15 protein-coding genes are annotated in these 14,770 nt (G+C 60.4%); 4 read left to right on the top strand and 11 right to left on the bottom strand.

The features are described 5' to 3' along the window. Position 1: 1 nt before the first annotated feature. The 5 genes from AC1Y2B_RS08840 to AC1Y2B_RS08820 all read right to left on the bottom strand — a co-directional run bounded on the left by AC1Y2B_RS08840 (position 2) and on the right by AC1Y2B_RS08820 (position 4,572). Positions 2-2,197, bottom strand: a complete 2,196-nt coding sequence (locus AC1Y2B_RS08840; RefSeq protein WP_482252711.1) for a tetratricopeptide repeat protein — start codon at positions 2,195-2,197, stop codon at positions 2-4. Continuing rightward, positions 2,194-3,066 carry a flagellar motor stator protein MotA gene (motA, locus tag AC1Y2B_RS08835; protein WP_482252710.1) on the bottom strand — a complete coding sequence of 291 codons (873 nt, stop codon included), beginning with the start codon at positions 3,064-3,066 and terminating at the stop codon, positions 2,194-2,196. The genes AC1Y2B_RS08840 and motA overlap by 4 nt, the downstream gene beginning before the upstream one ends. Positions 3,067-3,130: 64 nt before the next feature. Beyond that, on the bottom strand, positions 3,131-3,691 hold the full coding sequence (locus tag AC1Y2B_RS08830; protein ID WP_482252709.1) for a MotE family protein: 561 nt from the start codon (positions 3,689-3,691) through the stop codon (positions 3,131-3,133). Next, positions 3,688-4,083, bottom strand: coding sequence for a hypothetical protein (locus tag AC1Y2B_RS08825; protein ID WP_482252708.1), 396 nt, complete (start codon positions 4,081-4,083; stop codon positions 3,688-3,690). The genes AC1Y2B_RS08830 and AC1Y2B_RS08825 overlap by 4 nt, the downstream gene beginning before the upstream one ends. A gap of 9 nt (positions 4,084-4,092) precedes the next feature. Continuing rightward, a complete protein-coding gene (locus AC1Y2B_RS08820; RefSeq protein ID WP_482252707.1) occupies positions 4,093-4,572 on the bottom strand; it encodes a flagellar basal body-associated FliL family protein in 480 nt (159 codons plus the stop codon). A 114-nt stretch (positions 4,573-4,686) separates the two neighbouring features. Here AC1Y2B_RS08820 and fliF point away from each other — a divergent pair, with 114 nt between their 5' ends. From fliF to fliP, 4 genes are read left to right on the top strand one after another with little or no spacing between them, the layout of a single operon-like run. After that, positions 4,687-6,294, top strand: coding sequence for a flagellar basal-body MS-ring/collar protein FliF (fliF, locus tag AC1Y2B_RS08815; protein ID WP_482252706.1), 1,608 nt, complete (start codon positions 4,687-4,689; stop codon positions 6,292-6,294). Beyond that, a complete protein-coding gene (locus tag AC1Y2B_RS08810) occupies positions 6,294-6,890 on the top strand; it encodes a FliH/SctL family protein (RefSeq protein ID WP_482252705.1) in 597 nt (198 codons plus the stop codon). The genes fliF and AC1Y2B_RS08810 overlap by 1 nt, the downstream gene beginning before the upstream one ends. Beyond that, on the top strand, positions 6,883-7,152 hold the full coding sequence (locus AC1Y2B_RS08805; protein ID WP_482252704.1) for a FliM/FliN family flagellar motor switch protein: 270 nt from the start codon (positions 6,883-6,885) through the stop codon (positions 7,150-7,152). Before AC1Y2B_RS08810 ends, AC1Y2B_RS08805 begins: the two co-directional genes overlap by 8 nt. Further along, complete coding sequence (fliP, locus tag AC1Y2B_RS08800; protein WP_482252703.1) at positions 7,149-7,874, top strand: flagellar type III secretion system pore protein FliP; 726 nt, start codon at positions 7,149-7,151, stop codon at positions 7,872-7,874. Before AC1Y2B_RS08805 ends, fliP begins: the two co-directional genes overlap by 4 nt. 68 nt (positions 7,875-7,942) lie before the next feature. Here the strand turns inward: fliP and AC1Y2B_RS08795 are convergent, their stop codons facing one another. The 6 genes from AC1Y2B_RS08795 to AC1Y2B_RS08770 all read right to left on the bottom strand — a co-directional run bounded on the left by AC1Y2B_RS08795 (position 7,943) and on the right by AC1Y2B_RS08770 (position 14,739). Continuing rightward, positions 7,943-9,043 (bottom strand): flagellar basal body P-ring protein FlgI, encoded by a 1,101-nt coding sequence (locus AC1Y2B_RS08795; RefSeq protein WP_482252766.1) that lies wholly within the window; start codon positions 9,041-9,043, stop codon positions 7,943-7,945. Further along, complete coding sequence (locus AC1Y2B_RS08790) at positions 9,043-10,053, bottom strand: flagellin (RefSeq protein WP_482252702.1); 1,011 nt, start codon at positions 10,051-10,053, stop codon at positions 9,043-9,045. The genes AC1Y2B_RS08795 and AC1Y2B_RS08790 overlap by 1 nt, the downstream gene beginning before the upstream one ends. Before the next feature lies 1 nt (position 10,054). Next, positions 10,055-11,512 carry a flagellar hook-associated protein FlgK gene (gene flgK, locus AC1Y2B_RS08785; protein ID WP_482252701.1) on the bottom strand — a complete coding sequence of 486 codons (1,458 nt, stop codon included), beginning with the start codon at positions 11,510-11,512 and terminating at the stop codon, positions 10,055-10,057. Positions 11,513-11,521: 9 nt separating this feature from the next. Beyond that, on the bottom strand, positions 11,522-12,826 hold the full coding sequence (locus AC1Y2B_RS08780; RefSeq protein ID WP_482252700.1) for a flagellar hook protein FlgE: 1,305 nt from the start codon (positions 12,824-12,826) through the stop codon (positions 11,522-11,524). Between the two features lie 87 nt (positions 12,827-12,913). Further along, positions 12,914-13,756 (bottom strand): flagellar motor protein MotB, encoded by an 843-nt coding sequence (locus AC1Y2B_RS08775; protein ID WP_482252699.1) that lies wholly within the window; start codon positions 13,754-13,756, stop codon positions 12,914-12,916. Between the two features lie 86 nt (positions 13,757-13,842). After that, a complete protein-coding gene (locus tag AC1Y2B_RS08770; protein WP_482252698.1) occupies positions 13,843-14,739 on the bottom strand; it encodes a hypothetical protein in 897 nt (298 codons plus the stop codon). Positions 14,740-14,770 lie beyond the last annotated feature (31 nt).

Genomic DNA, 14,770 nt, shown 5'->3' with positions numbered 1-14,770 from the left:
GCTATTGAGTTTGGGGTAAGGGTGATTTTACTGCGTTGAGCAGGGAGGTGATGGCGTCCCGCGTGGAGGCACTGTCGGTGACCAAGGCCTTGTTGCGGGCCAACGGCCCCTCGCCCGGCTTCGCCCCAGAAGCAGCAGCCGGTGAAGTTGCAACAATCGAAGCGACGGCCTTCCAAGGATCAGGTCCCGACACAGCAAGGGTGTCCCAAGCTTGAGACCGGCTCACCGCAGCCCATTGCTCGTCAGGTTTTCCCAATTTGGCAAAGACTTCTGCCGCAGCTTTTTCATTGTCCATGTCCTGCAGGGCTTTGGCTTTCACCGCGAGAGACGCGGCCGAGTCATCCCCTTGCAGCAGCGCTAGGGCATCCTTGGCATTCCCCTGCGCCAAGTCCATGCGCGCTTTCAACAGGGTTGGCGCCTGATCATCCAGCTTGAGCCATTCTGCCGCCTGATCCGCAAACCCAAGGCCCAGCAAACGATCAGCGATCAGGGAAGCATTCTGTTTGGCGGCGAGGGGCGGGGCATCCCCTGGTGCCAAAGTTGCATGCTCAAGAAGCGCGCTGTCAGGTCCCGAAACGGCCAGCACATGCCACAGAGAAGCCTCTGCATCGGGCACTTGAGCCAGCTCGGAAAAGGCATGATCAAAATCACCGGAGGCGGCACGGGCCAGCAGCAGCGCGTGGTGATATCGGCCCGCGTCAGGCCCGTCCTTGCGCTCTTTGAGCAGCTCTTCAAGTGCCTGTACCTGAGAGAAATCAACAGATTGCCCCAGTGTGACGCGCTGTTCGACCAAGGCCACCAAAGCGTCTGCCGAGGCGGGGCCGGCGCTGCTGGCCAAGGGTTCAAGCCTTGCCTCCGCCTCGCCCGGCTGACCAGCCGCACGGCTCATGGCGGCTTGCATCATAAGAACCTCCGGGCCATTGTCCCCCGGCGCACGCAGCACGGCATCGCGTAAGGCTGTCGCAACCGTCATATCCTTGGCAGCCAAGAACCGATCAACCAATCTTGGCCCCAACAGACGCCGTAAATGCGGCGGCAATGCCGAAAAGCTTCTCAGCACAGATGCTTTTCCCACTTCGCCACTGGGCTTGGCGTTGGGATCGGCCAAGGTAGACCAAAGGGCTGCCGCTGTGTCACAGTCCTCCATCCCCGAAAAGACCGGCGCCGGGTCGGGTTCATCGTCAAGGATGCGGGCCATGCTGTCCCATATCCCTTTGTCGGGAAGATTCTCTGGAAATGTCCGCACCAGTTCGCGCGCTTCAGCACCAAAACCCATGAAAAGCTGGAACCGTACCGCACGGGTAACTGCATCCGGATCGGGTTTGTCAAACTCTCCCGTCAGACCTTGCCTTTCGGGGCCGATCTGATCAGCCACTGGGCGGCTAGATCCCCAAACAGAAAGGTCAAGCGCCTGATCAGAAACGCATGCTGCACCTTGAGCCGTCAACGGACTTTCGCCAATTCCCTTTTGCCGGATGATCAGATCCGGCGTCTCTCCCAGGTGGATCTGGACTGAAGGATCGGCCGCGCCCGGAGCAGGTTGCGGAACCGATTTGGGTTTTGCCATATCGACAATGCCCTCGGAGGCACCTCGGCTCATCTCCTCGATCAACGACAATCGCAAGGGTTCCAACCCTGTATCGACGGCACCCAGATCAACCGACAAAGGTTTCAAGGGCACAAGAAGACCGGGATTAGCATCAAGACCGGCACCCTTGACCATGGTCCAGTCATAAACGGAGGATGGTTCGGCCGTCGGCGGTGTCGTTGCACCAGGAACCTCAGCCGGCGGCACGTGATCGTCGAGCGGCTGTTCGAAGGAGGATCCTTTCGGCGGCGGGCCATCGTGCAAATCCACAACAACGATACCGGGCCGAAATTCGAAGGGCATGGCATAGCACGCGCAGGCGATGCCGAAGTGCAGGTCCCCAGTGTTGGGGTCAGACCACAACGCGGCGAGACGACTCTTCCCGATCAGGGCAAAGGCATTCGTCATGTTGTAAGTGGGTCGCTTGTCGGGAACCCGCAGAATGTAGCCATCCAGAGCCCGCCCAACCTGCCAGCTGACCGGGCCATCGAAACGCACCACGAGCCTGGTGAAACCTGGATGGTCGCCAGAGGTGACAACAGCCGGCCCTGCCAATGCTGCCACAGGAAACAAAACCAGCGCGACCAGAAGGGCCATCAGCACTTTCATGCCGCGTTTTCCTGTTTCAACCCGCGCAACACGGCTTCAACGTCGGAAAAACTTGGGCGCACATGATGCGGCGTATTCTGGCGGCCGACTTCGATGCAGATATTTGGCGGGTGACGATGCAGGTTGGCGATCAAAACCTCGCGGATCAGTTGGTGAAAATAGTTGTCCTCATCCACCACTGCCTTGATGCGAGAGGACATGGGGCCGATGAACCCATAGGCCAGAAATACACCCATGAACGTTCCGACAAGCGCACCGCCGATCATGCCGCCCAAGATCTCTGGTGGCTGGTCGATCGAGCCCATGGTCTTGATCACGCCCAGCACAGCGGCAACAATCCCGATGGCGGGCATGGCATCCGCCATGGATTGCCAAGCGTGGCTGCCATGGAGCGCATGGTGGTGCGCCTCCTCCATCCGCTTGTCGAGAACTTCTTCCACCTGATGCGGGTCGTCGTAGTTCATCGAGGCGGCGCGCAACGTGTCACAGATCAGTTCGACGACATCATGGTCATGCTGGATCTTCGGGAAACGTCCAAAAATGCTCGACCCATCAGGGTTTTCAACATGCTCTTCCAGCGCCACCGGATTGGAGCGCGCTATTCGCACCAACTCAAACAAAAGTGCCAGCAGATCGCGGTAGTCGGCGGGCTTCCATTTGCAGCCTTTGAACACTTTGCCGAGGTCCTTGGCGGCCTGCTTGACCGTCGGCAAATCGTTTCCCAAAAGGAAGGCACCTATTGCGGCACCACCGATCACGATCATTTCATGCGGCAGAGCCTCCAGAATGATCCCCATCTTGCCGCCCGCGAAAGCATATCCGCCGAAGACCATGACAAAGATCATTATGATGCCGACGATCGCAATCATGATCAGCCCCTACCTTCTTTTACCCCCGGCAAGTTTGACATGCCGATGTTAAGAAACCCTGACCCTAGTTCTTCGGCGCCAGAGCATTGCGACCAGCAAGAAGAACCGAGATTTCATAGGCCTTGTCCGGTTTCATGCCCGCCATGATCGCGGCGGCAGAGGCGGGTTGCATCCGACCAAGAAAACCGGAAGCAAACTCGGGCGCCATCGTCTGGAACAGGGCCGCAGCATCGGCCGGCTTCATGGCTTCATAGACGGCGGTCAGCTGGGCCAAGTCTTTTTCGGAGGCGCCGTCTGCAATGGCGAGGGTTTTCTTGAGCTCATCTTCAGCCGCCTTCAACTCGTCCATGCGCTTGGTGATCGCCTGATCGGCCAAGTTCAGGGCCGCCATCCTTTCTGCAGCTGCCGCCTCCTCGGCCTTGACCTGCGCCTCCCGCCCGGCCAGTGCGGCGGCCAAGGCAGCTGGCGGGGTCGGACAGTTCAAGGGCGCTGCAGCCGATTCCACAGACGAATTGGCCAGCGCCGCACCAATGCCGGAGCCCAATCGCAAGGCCCCGGAGGAAGCAAGAATCAGTGACAAAACAACAAGAACGCTGCGGCCGGACTGTGGTTTGCGCGCCTTCATTCGGCCGCCTCCAGGTCGTTGCGCGCAGATCGGCGTCGAATGAACCGCAACTTGCGATCCGCTTCTTCGCCAGGTTCGGTCTGGGTCGAAGCCGATGGTGCATTGGGTTCGGGCAGATCGTGCATCGAGGCCAGCAGCAGTTCAATCCGTGCCGCCACCCCCTCGGCCCTAGTCGTGAGATTCTCCAGACTGGAGGCCGAGCCGGTGGCGGCCAGACGTGCCTTGTCCAGCGCCTTGGTCATGTCATCCACCTGTGCGGACAGAACGGCAATTGCCCCGCCCATCCCACTTTCCAAAGTGGTGAACTTCTTGAGTCGCGCCCCCAGGACATAACAATAGATCGCGGCCCCAAAAGCCCCGGCCGAGAGAAGAATATCAGAAATCAGATTCATGTGACCCTCTCAATCCAGCACAAATTCAGTGACGAGCAGATCGCGAACGCGCCCCTCACCGGTGACAATCTGAATGCGGCGCAGCATTTGCGATCTCAGCCGCACGAGGGCATCGGGGTCCTCAAGTTCAGCCACCTCTAGGGCACGCAGGTAGCCGTTCAGTACATCCAGAATGCGGGGTATCAGGCCGGTGACCTCCTCAACCTTGTCCTTGGCCACCTCCAGTTGCGCGGTGAAGCGCAGATGATGGTTATCTGCTGCCTTGCCCAGTGAGATCGTCACGGACGAAAGTGGCACAAAGGCGATGGCTGGTGGGTCCTTGGTGTCCTCCGACGGTTTGCTTGCGGCTGCAGGCGCCAGGATCATGCCGGAGTAGACGGCATAGAACCCGCCCCCGCCCAAACTCAGGAACAGCACCAGCCCCAAGATCAGGGGCAATTTCAACTTCTTCTTGGGGGCCGCATCCTGCGGCACTTCGGCTTCGGCCAAAGGGACCTCCATCCTCGCTATGAGAACAAAGATAGACCCATTCCTACTAACCGATTGTTAAGACGGACCCTTCAAAGTGGCGGTGAGGGGCAGAAGCCCTGAACGGAGACGACAGTGCAGAATCTGCTTTCGCTTTGGACCAATCTCAGCAACCAGCGGCGCGCCATCGTGATTGGCGCGACTGTCACGATGTTTCTGGCCATTCTTGGCCTCGCGCGTCTGGCGGGGCAGGCCAACATGGCGCTTCTTTATTCCGGGCTCGACAGCGCTTCGGCCGGGGCGGTTGTGACGGCGCTGGATGCGCAGGCCGTCAAGTATGAGATTCGCGGTGATGCGATCTATGTCGATGAGGCGCAACGTGACAGTCTGCGAATGACCCTTGCCGGGCAAGGCCTTCCGGCAACCGGTGGGACCGGCTACGAACTGCTTGATTCCCTTTCAGGATTTGGCACGACTTCGCAGATGTTCGATGCCGCCTATTGGCGCGCGAAGGAAGGTGAACTGGCGCGTACGGTTCTGGCGCTGCCAGAGGTCAAGGCGGCGCGGGTCCATATCGCGCAGGCACCGACCCAACTGTTTCAAGACAAAAGCAAACCCACGGCAAGCGTCACGGTCACAACCCGGTCGGGTCACCTGTCGGCCGAACAGGCGAACGCGATCCGTCATCTGGTCGCCGGGGCCGTGTCGGGCATGCAGCCAGACGATGTGGCCGTGATTGACTCGGTGGCGGGGCTGATTCCCTCCGACACAGATGCAGCAGCACCCAATACAGCTGGCGACGCGAAGGCGGCAGAAATCAAGCAGAACGTGGAACGCCTTCTGGCTGCACGCGTTGGCCCTGGGAAGGCCGTAGTCGAGGTCAATGTCGACCTTGTCACCGACCGCGAAGAGGTCAATCAGCGCACCCTTGACCCGCAGGGGAAGGTCGCCATCTCGACGGAAACGCAGGACAAGACCGGATCCTCGACAGGCGCGGATGGCAACGTGACTGTCGCGTCGAACCTGCCGACGGGGGCTGCAGGGCCCGGCGGAACGAACCAAAGCCAGAACTCCGACAAGTCCGAGCGAGTCAACTACGAGGTGTCCGAGACCAATCGTCAGGTCATCAAGACACCCGGAGCGGTTGCAAAACTTTCTGTCGCCGTGCTTGTCGACCAACAGAAGGTCACGGCCGCCGACGGGTCAGTGACCTTTCAACCCCGAACCGACGCCGAGCTTGCAACGCTCAAGGAACTCGTCGCCTCTGCCGTTGGCCTTGATACCACGCGCGGCGACGTCCTGACCCTGAAATCGCTGCCGTTTGACCAGCAAGTTGTCGAAGGCACCGCTGCGGAATCCGGCTTCATGGCGGCACTGGGCCCGATCAATCTGATGTCGATGATCCAGCTGGGGATTTTGGCCTTCGTTGCATTGATCTTGGGGCTTTTCGTCATCCGGCCCATTCTGACCTCGTCGGGTCGAGCGGCCGCCGCGTTGCAGCCCCCTCTAGCGCCCCTTGCTTTGCCCAATGGCTTGAGTTCATCCGCACCCGTTGCCCTGAATGGGGAAATCGACGACGGCGGCATCTTCCCGCAAGTTGCTGACTTCTCCGAACAGGAAGCCGCCATGACGGGCGTCGAAACCGATCCCGTCGCCCGCCTGCGTCGCCTGATCGAAGAGCGTCAGGCAGAGTCGATCGAGATCCTGCGCGCCTGGATGGAACATGACGAGGAGCCGGTTTGATGGCCTTGAAGCTCGAGGTTTTTGACGCCGAACCAAAGCCGCAAAAGACCCATACGGTTGTTCTGGACCGTGTGGCGCTTGAGGATGAAAAGCTGGCCTCATACGAGACGGGCTACAAGGCCGGCTGGGATGACGCCAGTGCTGCGATGTCCGAAGATCAGACCAGAATCCGTGCTGAACTGGCGCGCAATCTGCAGACCCTCAGCTTCACCTATCACGAGGCGCGCACGCATGTTCTGAAAGCGGTGGAGCCTTTGCTGCTGCAGATCGTCGGCCAGCTTTTGCCCGAGATTGCGCGGGAAACCCTCGCCCCCTTCGTTCTGGAAACCCTCATGCCGCTGGCAGAAGGACTGGGCGATGCGCCGGTCACACTGGTGATCAACCCCGCCGCCCGCGCCTCTGTCGAAGCCCTTCTGGAGCAAGCGACGGGCCTTCCGCTGACCATCGAGGAGGAGCCGACCCTGGGTGAAGGGCAGGTCTACCTTCGCCTCGGCACTGTGGAGACGCAGGTCGACTTGGACAAGGCTACCGCTGACATCACCTCCGCCGTGCGCGGCTTCTTCGACCTTCCCGGAAAGGACAGACCAAATGGATGATCCCGCCGACTCGAACCCCTTCGCACAGGTGCCAATCGAAGTCACAATCTCGGTCGGCAAGGCGCGCCCGATGGTGAAAGACCTGCTACGGCTTAGCCGCGACGCCATTTTGCCTTTGGATCGCCGGGTGGATGACCCCGTGGAACTTTACGTCGGTGACCGGCTGATCGCGCGTGGCGAGCTGCAGGAGATGGAGGGTGATCAGGCCGGGCAACTTGCCGTGCGCCTTACCGAGGTGGCCAATCTCCGGGGTGGGTTGTGAAACGGAGTGCCGCTCTGGCGGTTGTGCTGATCTTGGCCGCCGCACCCGCTTTTTCCCAATCGGTGTCATTGGACTTTGGTAACAACTCCTCCTTGGCGACCCGATCGGTCGAGATCATCGCCCTGGTCACCCTGCTCAGCATAGTGCCCGGTCTGGCGGTGATGGTGACCTGTTTTCCCTTCATCGTCACGGTTTTGTCCATCCTGAGGCAGGCATTGGGCCTGCAGCAATCGCCCCCAAACATGGTGATCGTCAGCCTTGCGCTGTTCCTGACCTGGTTCGTCATGGACCCGGTCTTCACCGAGGCCTGGACAAAGGGGGTTGAGCCGCTGACCTCCGGTCAGATCGAAGTGCAGCAGGCAATCCCCTTGATCGCGGCCCCTTTTCACGGTTTCATGGCCAACCGCACCAATCCCGATACCTTCGCAGCCCTTGAGGCGCTGCGTCCGGGCGAGACAGCCAAACTTGCCGATGCGCCCTTCTCGCTTCTGGTCCCATCCTTCATGCTGTCAGAAATCTCGCGGGCATTTCAGATCGGATTTCTGATCTATCTGCCGTTCTTGATCATCGACCTGGTGACGGCAGCCATCCTAATGTCGATGGGGATGATGATGGTGCCCCCGGCAGTGGTTTCCTTGCCATTCAAACTGGCCTTTTTCGTCGTGGCCAATGGCTGGACCCTCATCTCTAGCGCTTTGGTTCGCAGCTACGCCGGAAGCTGACAGCGACCCTTCGCGCTCCGGTGCCAGAAGGCCTCGCCCGGCGGCGCGGCCGTCTTTGCTTGAATCGGTCAGTTCACCAGGAACTCGGCATGAAGTGCGCCGGCGGCGTTGATGCTTTTCAGGATGTCGATCATGTCATGCGGCGCCACACCCAAGGCGTTCAGACCGGCTACAACCTGTGAGAGGCTGGTACCGCCCTGAACCTCGGCCAGGCCCGTGCCGGGGGCGTTCTGGATATCGGCATTGGTGTGCGGCACGGTAATGGTTTCACCTTGGGCAAACGGGTTTGGCTGCACGACCTGCGGCATCTCATCGACCCGCAGGGTGAGGTTGCCTTGTGCGATGGCGACATGGCTGATGCGGACGTCGTCATCCATCACGATGGTGCCACTGCGTTGATCCACGACAACCCGGGCGCGCGCTTCAGGCTCTACAGTCAGGTTCTCCACCTTGGCGATGACATGGGCCGGGCTGTCCATATGTGTGGCATCGATGTTCAGGGCAACGGTACCGGCATCCTGCATCAGCGCCACATTGCCGCCAAAGGCTGTGTTGATGACGGTCTCGATCCGCGAGGCCGTTGTGAAATCTGGCGACCGCAAAGCCAAACGGACCGAATGCATCTGGCTGAAATCAAACTGCACCTCGCGTTCGACATGCGCTCCAGCGGGGATCGTCCCTGCAGTTGGCACACCCTCGGTCACTTTCGAGGCCTGCCCCTCAGCCGAGACACCGCCGGCGATGATTGTCCCCTGTGCAACCGCATAGATCTGTCCATCCGCCCCGTTCAGCGGCGTCATCACCAGTGTCCCCCCGAGCAGGCTTTTCGCATCGCCAATCGCCGAAACCGTCACATCGATCCGTCCGCCAGCCCGCGCGAAGGGGGGCAGCGAGGCCGTCACGAAGACAGCCGCCACGTTCTTGGGCTGGAACTGCTCTCCGGTGACGTTGACGCCAAGACGCTCCAATAGGTTGGACATGATCTCTTCGGTGAAAGGCGAATTGCGCAGACCGTCGCCAGTGCCATTGAGGCCAACAACCAGACCATAGCCGACAAGGTCATTGCCACGAACACCGTCAAACTCTACCAAGTCCTTGATTCGGATGGCTTCTGCTGCCGCAGGGCAGGTCAGAAGCGTGACCAGAGAGACACAGAGGGCGCGGAGTATCACAGGAAATCCACCAGACTGAGGCGCGATGCACGCGCGGTGAGGGCATAGAGGGTCTGCAATTGGCCTTGGGTTTCTTGAAACTTTGCAGCCGTCTCGTAAGGGTCTACCGACAGAAGGTTCAACCGCGCCGTCTGCAACACATTCTTCTCAGCGTCGTTGCGGGTGGCGGCATTCTCGACCGTAGCCTCCGTCGTGCCAAGACGTGCGCCAAGTTGGGCGATGATGGTCTGGGACCCGGCAAGACTTTCGCCGGCCCGCTTGGCAAGATCGGCCCGTGCCACGTCACTTCCGGCAAGCACGCCACGCGACAAAAGCGCTCCCATGGCAAGGCCTTTCAAGGTGTTGATGATCGCAGGGTCCTTGGCGGTGACATCGATCTGCGCAGTCTGATCGGGACTGACGGGGACGGGGCCCAAGGGCGCTCCACCCTGATAGACCGTCGCCGCATAACCATTGGGATCATCGAACCAGGCGTTCACCGCGGTCTGGACGTCTGCGGAAGAGATTGCCCCAGAAGCGGTGACGGCCGTTTGCAGCGCTGTCAGCATGGTATCGGCACTGGCAACAGAAGTCTTGTCCGTGCTTTGGCCTGAAAAAAGCGACCTTTCGCCCAATCTGGTGTTCAGCGCCGACATCACCGTATCAAGCCGGTGCGCCGCGTCACTGCCCAATGTGTCGATCTGCACGGTCGATGTGGCTCCCGACGCCCCCGCCAGCAAAGCCGAACTCAGGGCACTCGTTTGATCCGAGATCGTGCCAAGGGCGGTTTGCATGACGCTGGCAATGACCCCTGTTTCGGAGGTTACCGTCGAGTAGGCGTCAAGCTGGGTCAGGCTAGCCTCGATCCCGGCGATGGGCACGTAGTTGCCGCGCAGGCGTGCGGTCTGGTCCGACACCAGACCCGTGGTCGCCTCGGTCGACAGCTTTTGCATGGCGGTCTTGAGGTTCATTCCCTGACGGCTGAGGATCAGGGACTGCGCCATATCGCCGACGGTCATACTGGGCATCTTATATATCCATCAGGGTTTTCAACATGTCATCCACGGTCTTGATGACCTTGGCATTGGCCGCATAGCTTTGCTCGATCTGCAAGAGATCCTGCATTTCCTGATCGGTATCGACCCCCCCCTGCGCCTCCATCGAGGTGAAGGTTTCCAGACGCGTCGCGGCATAGGTCGAGTCGCCTTGCGCCGAGAGTTTGTTGGAGGCGGTCACAGAAAGCAGATCACTGGTCAGGACCGAAAAGCTGCGGGCGCCAGCCATGAAACCGCCAGAGGCAGGACTGCGTTCTGCCGTCAAGGCGGTGTTCAGGTCGGTCAACAATGCCGTATTCCCAACGGCTCCGGGCGAGCTGGCCCCCAAACCGTCGCGGATCCGCCACAAGGCGCCGCCCTGACCGGGATCAACCGCGCTGTTGACCATCAGCCGCTGGGCCAGACCCAGCGCGTTGGCGGGATCAAACGCCGCGCCTTTGTCAGTGAACAGGCCCGGATCGCCGGGTGCCCGGGTGGCATCCAGCCCACTGTCTTGAAAGCGTTCGACCAGATCCCGCGCCACACCGTCAATCTGCGACTGCGCGGTGACTGCCAGATCGTCGCGAACGGCGAAGTTTCCGGACAGCGATCCCCCGAGAATGACCGAGGACGCGCCTGCGGTCGGTGTTGCAACCCCGTTCAGGGTCAGGCCCGACAGGCCGCCCGACTGCAAGGTCATCGCCGCAGAAACACCTGAGGTCGGATTGAACCCGAAAACCGATGGGACACCATCCAGAAGGACACCCCCCGTGGTCGTATAAAGCGATACCGAGCCGTCTTTTTGAAGCACCTCCCGCAGGGGAACGATCTGCGAGATCTGATCAATCACCTGCTGGCGCTGGTCTTGCAAGGCGGCAGTATCCTGGCCCACGCCATAGCCTTTGCGGATCTGGACGTTCAGCTTGGAGGCCTTGTCCAGCCCGTCATTCAACTGCTTCACCTGTGCCGCAATTTCGCCGTCAGCCGCGGTACGGGCGGACTGAATGTCCTTGCCAACAGCCGCAATGCTGCTTGTGATCCCTTTGGCGGCATCCAGAACCGCACTCAAGCGGGGCTCGGACTCCGGATGCGAAATGGCCTCCGTCAAGGCCGAGTTGAACGCGGCAACGCGGCCGTTGATCGACGAGGCTTGATCAGGCGTGCCCATCAGGGTTTCAAGTCGCTGATAAAAGGCTGTCCGCGCATCCGCGTCACCCTGCGCGGATTGGGCCAGGCGGCGGTCACTGATCAGCGGCTGGTTGACGGCGCGGCTGACACCAACAATCTGCACGCCTTGCCCGCTGGTGCCCACAACCTGCGACGTCACATCCAGTGTGCGGCGACCGTAGCCGGGGGTCGTGGCGTTGGCGATGTTGGAGGATACCAACTCCGCCCGCTTGGACGCTGCCGTCAAGCCGGAAAGTGCGCTGGCCAGGGTGCCGCCAATGGTCACCTAAGCCCCCTATCGCTTGAGGTTCGCGGTTTCTTGCAGCATTTCGTCGACCGTCTGGATCACCTTGACGTTCGACGAATAGGCCCGCTGCGTTGTGATCAGGTTGGTCAGTTCCGACGTGACGTCGGTGGTGGACTGTTCCTGACTATAGCCAACCATCTTGCCCGTCGGACCATCGCCCGAGTCCCACAGGTAAAAGGGTCCGGATTCAGCCGAAATCTGATAGGTCTGGTCGCTGTGCGAGCTGAGCCCGTTGGGATTTGGCACGTCAACCACAGGGATCTGGTAGATCACCTTGGAAAAGCCCTGATCGTAATTGGCATGCAGATATCCGTTGTCGTCGATATCCACCCCGACAAGACGGGCAACTGGCGTCCCGTTGGTGGCCTTGCCGATCGGGGCAAAGCTTTGCGACAGTTGTGTCATGCCACCCGTCACGCCCACGGCGCCGATGTTCAGGTCCACATTGCCGCCAGCAACGGCGAGGGGGATGGTACCCGTACTCGGATCGTAATCCGCACCCGACACGGTGGTCACCGAAGCCAGCGTCCCGCCCGAGCTTTGCGAGCTGTCAAAAGCCACCGTATATTCTCCGATCACCGCGTTGCCCGACGCGGAATCGGCGATCGTCATGTCCCAGGTATTGGAGGCGCCGCTGGATGGGACGGTCGGCGTGAAGACGTAGTGCAGCGTTTCCTGTGTGCCGAGATTGCCCGTATATTGCACCGACATCTGGTAGGATTGGCCATTGGCTCCGGCCTCCGTCGCGGTGGCGGGCAGGTTGGCCCCCAGCGACATCTTCGTGGTCGGGTTGGATACATACTGATTCTGATCCAGCTTGACCGGTGTCATCGCCTTCATCGTGTCGCGGGGGAAGTTGGACAAAGTGCCGTCCGGATTGGCAGGCCATCCCATCAGCACCTGCCCTGTTGGCGTGCGCAGGATGCCATCTGCGTCGGCTTTGAAGGAGCCGGTCGTGGTCAGGGAAATCGGCAAATCGCCCACACCACGATTGACGGCGTCAATCGTGGTGACGGCCATGAAGCCGCGCCCGTCGATGGCAAGGTCGGTTGCGTTGGCGGTGCCGATCAGCGGCCCATGTTCATCGATCAGCCGGTAGCTGGTCGACCGCACGCCGCCCGCGGCATAGGACGTGCTGAGGTCACCATGCACCACAACCGAGTAGAAATCGGACGTGGCACGTTTGTAGCCATAGGTAGAGGAGTTCGCGATGTTGTCCGAAATGGTTGCCAGACGGTTGGCATTCGCGTTCAACCCTGCCACCCCCGCATTCAGCGAAGAGGAAATCGTCATCGATAGCGCCTTTCTGCAGCTCGACCTTGTGAGGACAGGCTGCACGCTCCGACTTAAGATTAGCCTAACAGGTAAAATCCAAATCGCTTACCGATCCTTGCGCAGCAGGATCACCTCGATCCGGTTGTTGCGCAGGGCCGTCGGGTCGGCAGTGACAGGCTTTCGGTCGGCATGACCACTGACGCGAGAGATACGCTCGGTTGACATGCCTGCATTTTCAAGCAGTTGCCGCACAACCTGCGCCCGAGAGGACGACAGGTCCCAGGTCGGATTCTTGACCATCATCACCGGATAAGCGTGGACATAGCCCTCCACGGCGATCTGGTTCTTCGTTTGTCCCAGAACATCCGACAAAAGTGCGGCAATTCCCTTCAAAGTGTCGGTTGGCGCTGCGGTATCATCGGCAAACAACGGGCTGCCTGAGACATCGAACATCTCGATCACCAAACCTTCATCGGTGACCTTCGTTACCACGTGGCTGAGCAGACTTTGCATCGTCTGGCTTTCACCGCCCTTGCCCTCCAGCTGGCTTTGCAAACGTTTGAGGGCATCATCCTGCGCGGCCTTGTCCTCGCCCGCGGCCGTACCACCGGCCCCGCCGGATTTCTGCTCATCACCGGGGGCAGCCGCCGATTGTCCGGTGCCATTCTTGGCCGAGGTCTGATCACTGAAGATCGAATCGCCGCCAAAGGCGCCATCGCCGCCGCCCGAGACGCGGTTGATCGGAATCGTCGGATTGAAGTAGTCCGCGATTCCCTTGCGTTGCTTTTCCGTCGTCGCGCCCAAAAGCCACATCAGCATGAAGAAGGCCATCATGGCCGTCACAAAGTCTGCATAGGCAACCTTCCACGCCCCACCGTGGTGACCGCCGCCGCTTATGACCTTCTTGCGTTTGATGATGACTGGCGCGGCATTTGATTGCCCAGCCATTCCCACACCCATAGTCTCACCCAAGGCCAAGCTTAGTGGATCTGCATGAATCCGGGCTTAACTGCGGGCATTTTATGGGTTTTCAGTCAGGCGCGCACCAAATCGGCGCGAACACTCAATCCAATCATCGCATAGTCCGCCACAAACTGAAGAGCAGCGGCACGGCTCAGCCCGGCGTCAAGGCGCAAGCCTTGCGGCGACCGCACCGCCTTGAGGGCGTCTTTGGTGGCAAGACCCCGCGTGGCCAGAAAATCGCTCAGGTCAAGGATCGACAGACGGCCCAAACTCCGCATCGACAGATCATAGCGCTGAAATACCTGATTGACGCCGATCAATCCGGCTTCTGGAAAGCAGGCCAGCAGGTAGGTCAGCATGCGACGGTCCAAGCCCGCGGCGATTGCCGGGCAGTGATCCATCGGCGAAAGCGCCAGAAGCGACACGTGCTTGAGAACCCGCGCCATCTCTTCCGAAGATCTGCCGGCTGCGAAAAAGACATCATATACCGCCTGGCTTTGTGCGCACAGCCTTACGCTGACCCCAGACCCGGCCCGCAAGGCAGCGGCACAGTCTTCCGCCGTGACCTGCGCAAGGTCCGTGATCTCCAGCCCTGCCGGTCCAAAGAAATCCTCAGGTTTGGCCTCATAAGTGCAACCCGACCGTTTCAGGACCTGCCGGACAAAGGGGATCGCGGCGCTGTCCTTCACGCGAATGGAAAGGTCAAATCGCTCTGGCAGCGGCACCGCGTCCATCGGCAGAATCGCCACTTGCAGCCCCAGAGCCGCAAGAACGGGCACCGCAGCGCTGGCTTGGAACCGCGGGACACGAGAGGCGATCACCCCGCACCCCCGCGCCAACAAGACCTCGGCCTCGGTCGTCTTCAGGCCAAAATGTTGCGACAATGGACCAACTGCCAGCCCGGGGTGGCTACCCACGGCGACCAGGGCAACTTGGACGACGTCCTCAGACACCTGAGACGATATCATTTCAACCTCCTGCTGTTGCCGCAAACTGTGC

The sequence above is a fragment of the Stagnihabitans sp. genome (assembly GCF_964946895.1).
Note: the sequence above shows the minus strand (reverse complement) of the source record. Positions and strands in the feature narration are given on the sequence as shown.

Bases quoted from the DNA above. Each gene is read 5' to 3' on its own strand.
- AC1Y2B_RS08810 (WP_482252705.1), top strand. From the start codon at position 6,294: ATGGCCTTGAAGCTCGAGGTTTTTGACGCCGAACCAAAGCCGCAAAAG.
- AC1Y2B_RS08790 (WP_482252702.1), bottom strand. From the start codon at position 10,053: ATGCCCAGTATGACCGTCGGCGATATGGCGCAGTCCCTGATCCTCAGC.
- AC1Y2B_RS08840 (WP_482252711.1), bottom strand. From the start codon at position 2,197: ATGAAAGTGCTGATGGCCCTTCTGGTCGCGCTGGTTTTGTTTCCTGTG.
- AC1Y2B_RS08825 (WP_482252708.1), bottom strand. From the start codon at position 4,083: ATGAATCTGATTTCTGATATTCTTCTCTCGGCCGGGGCTTTTGGGGCC.
- AC1Y2B_RS08830 (WP_482252709.1), bottom strand. From the start codon at position 3,691: ATGAAGGCGCGCAAACCACAGTCCGGCCGCAGCGTTCTTGTTGTTTTG.
- AC1Y2B_RS08770 (WP_482252698.1), bottom strand. From the start codon at position 14,739: ATGATATCGTCTCAGGTGTCTGAGGACGTCGTCCAAGTTGCCCTGGTC.
- motA (WP_482252710.1), bottom strand. From the start codon at position 3,066: ATGATTGCGATCGTCGGCATCATAATGATCTTTGTCATGGTCTTCGGC.
- AC1Y2B_RS08805 (WP_482252704.1), top strand. From the start codon at position 6,883: ATGGATGATCCCGCCGACTCGAACCCCTTCGCACAGGTGCCAATCGAA.
- AC1Y2B_RS08780 (WP_482252700.1), bottom strand. From the start codon at position 12,826: ATGACGATTTCCTCTTCGCTGAATGCGGGGGTGGCAGGGTTGAACGCG.
- AC1Y2B_RS08775 (WP_482252699.1), bottom strand. From the start codon at position 13,756: ATGGCTGGGCAATCAAATGCCGCGCCAGTCATCATCAAACGCAAGAAG.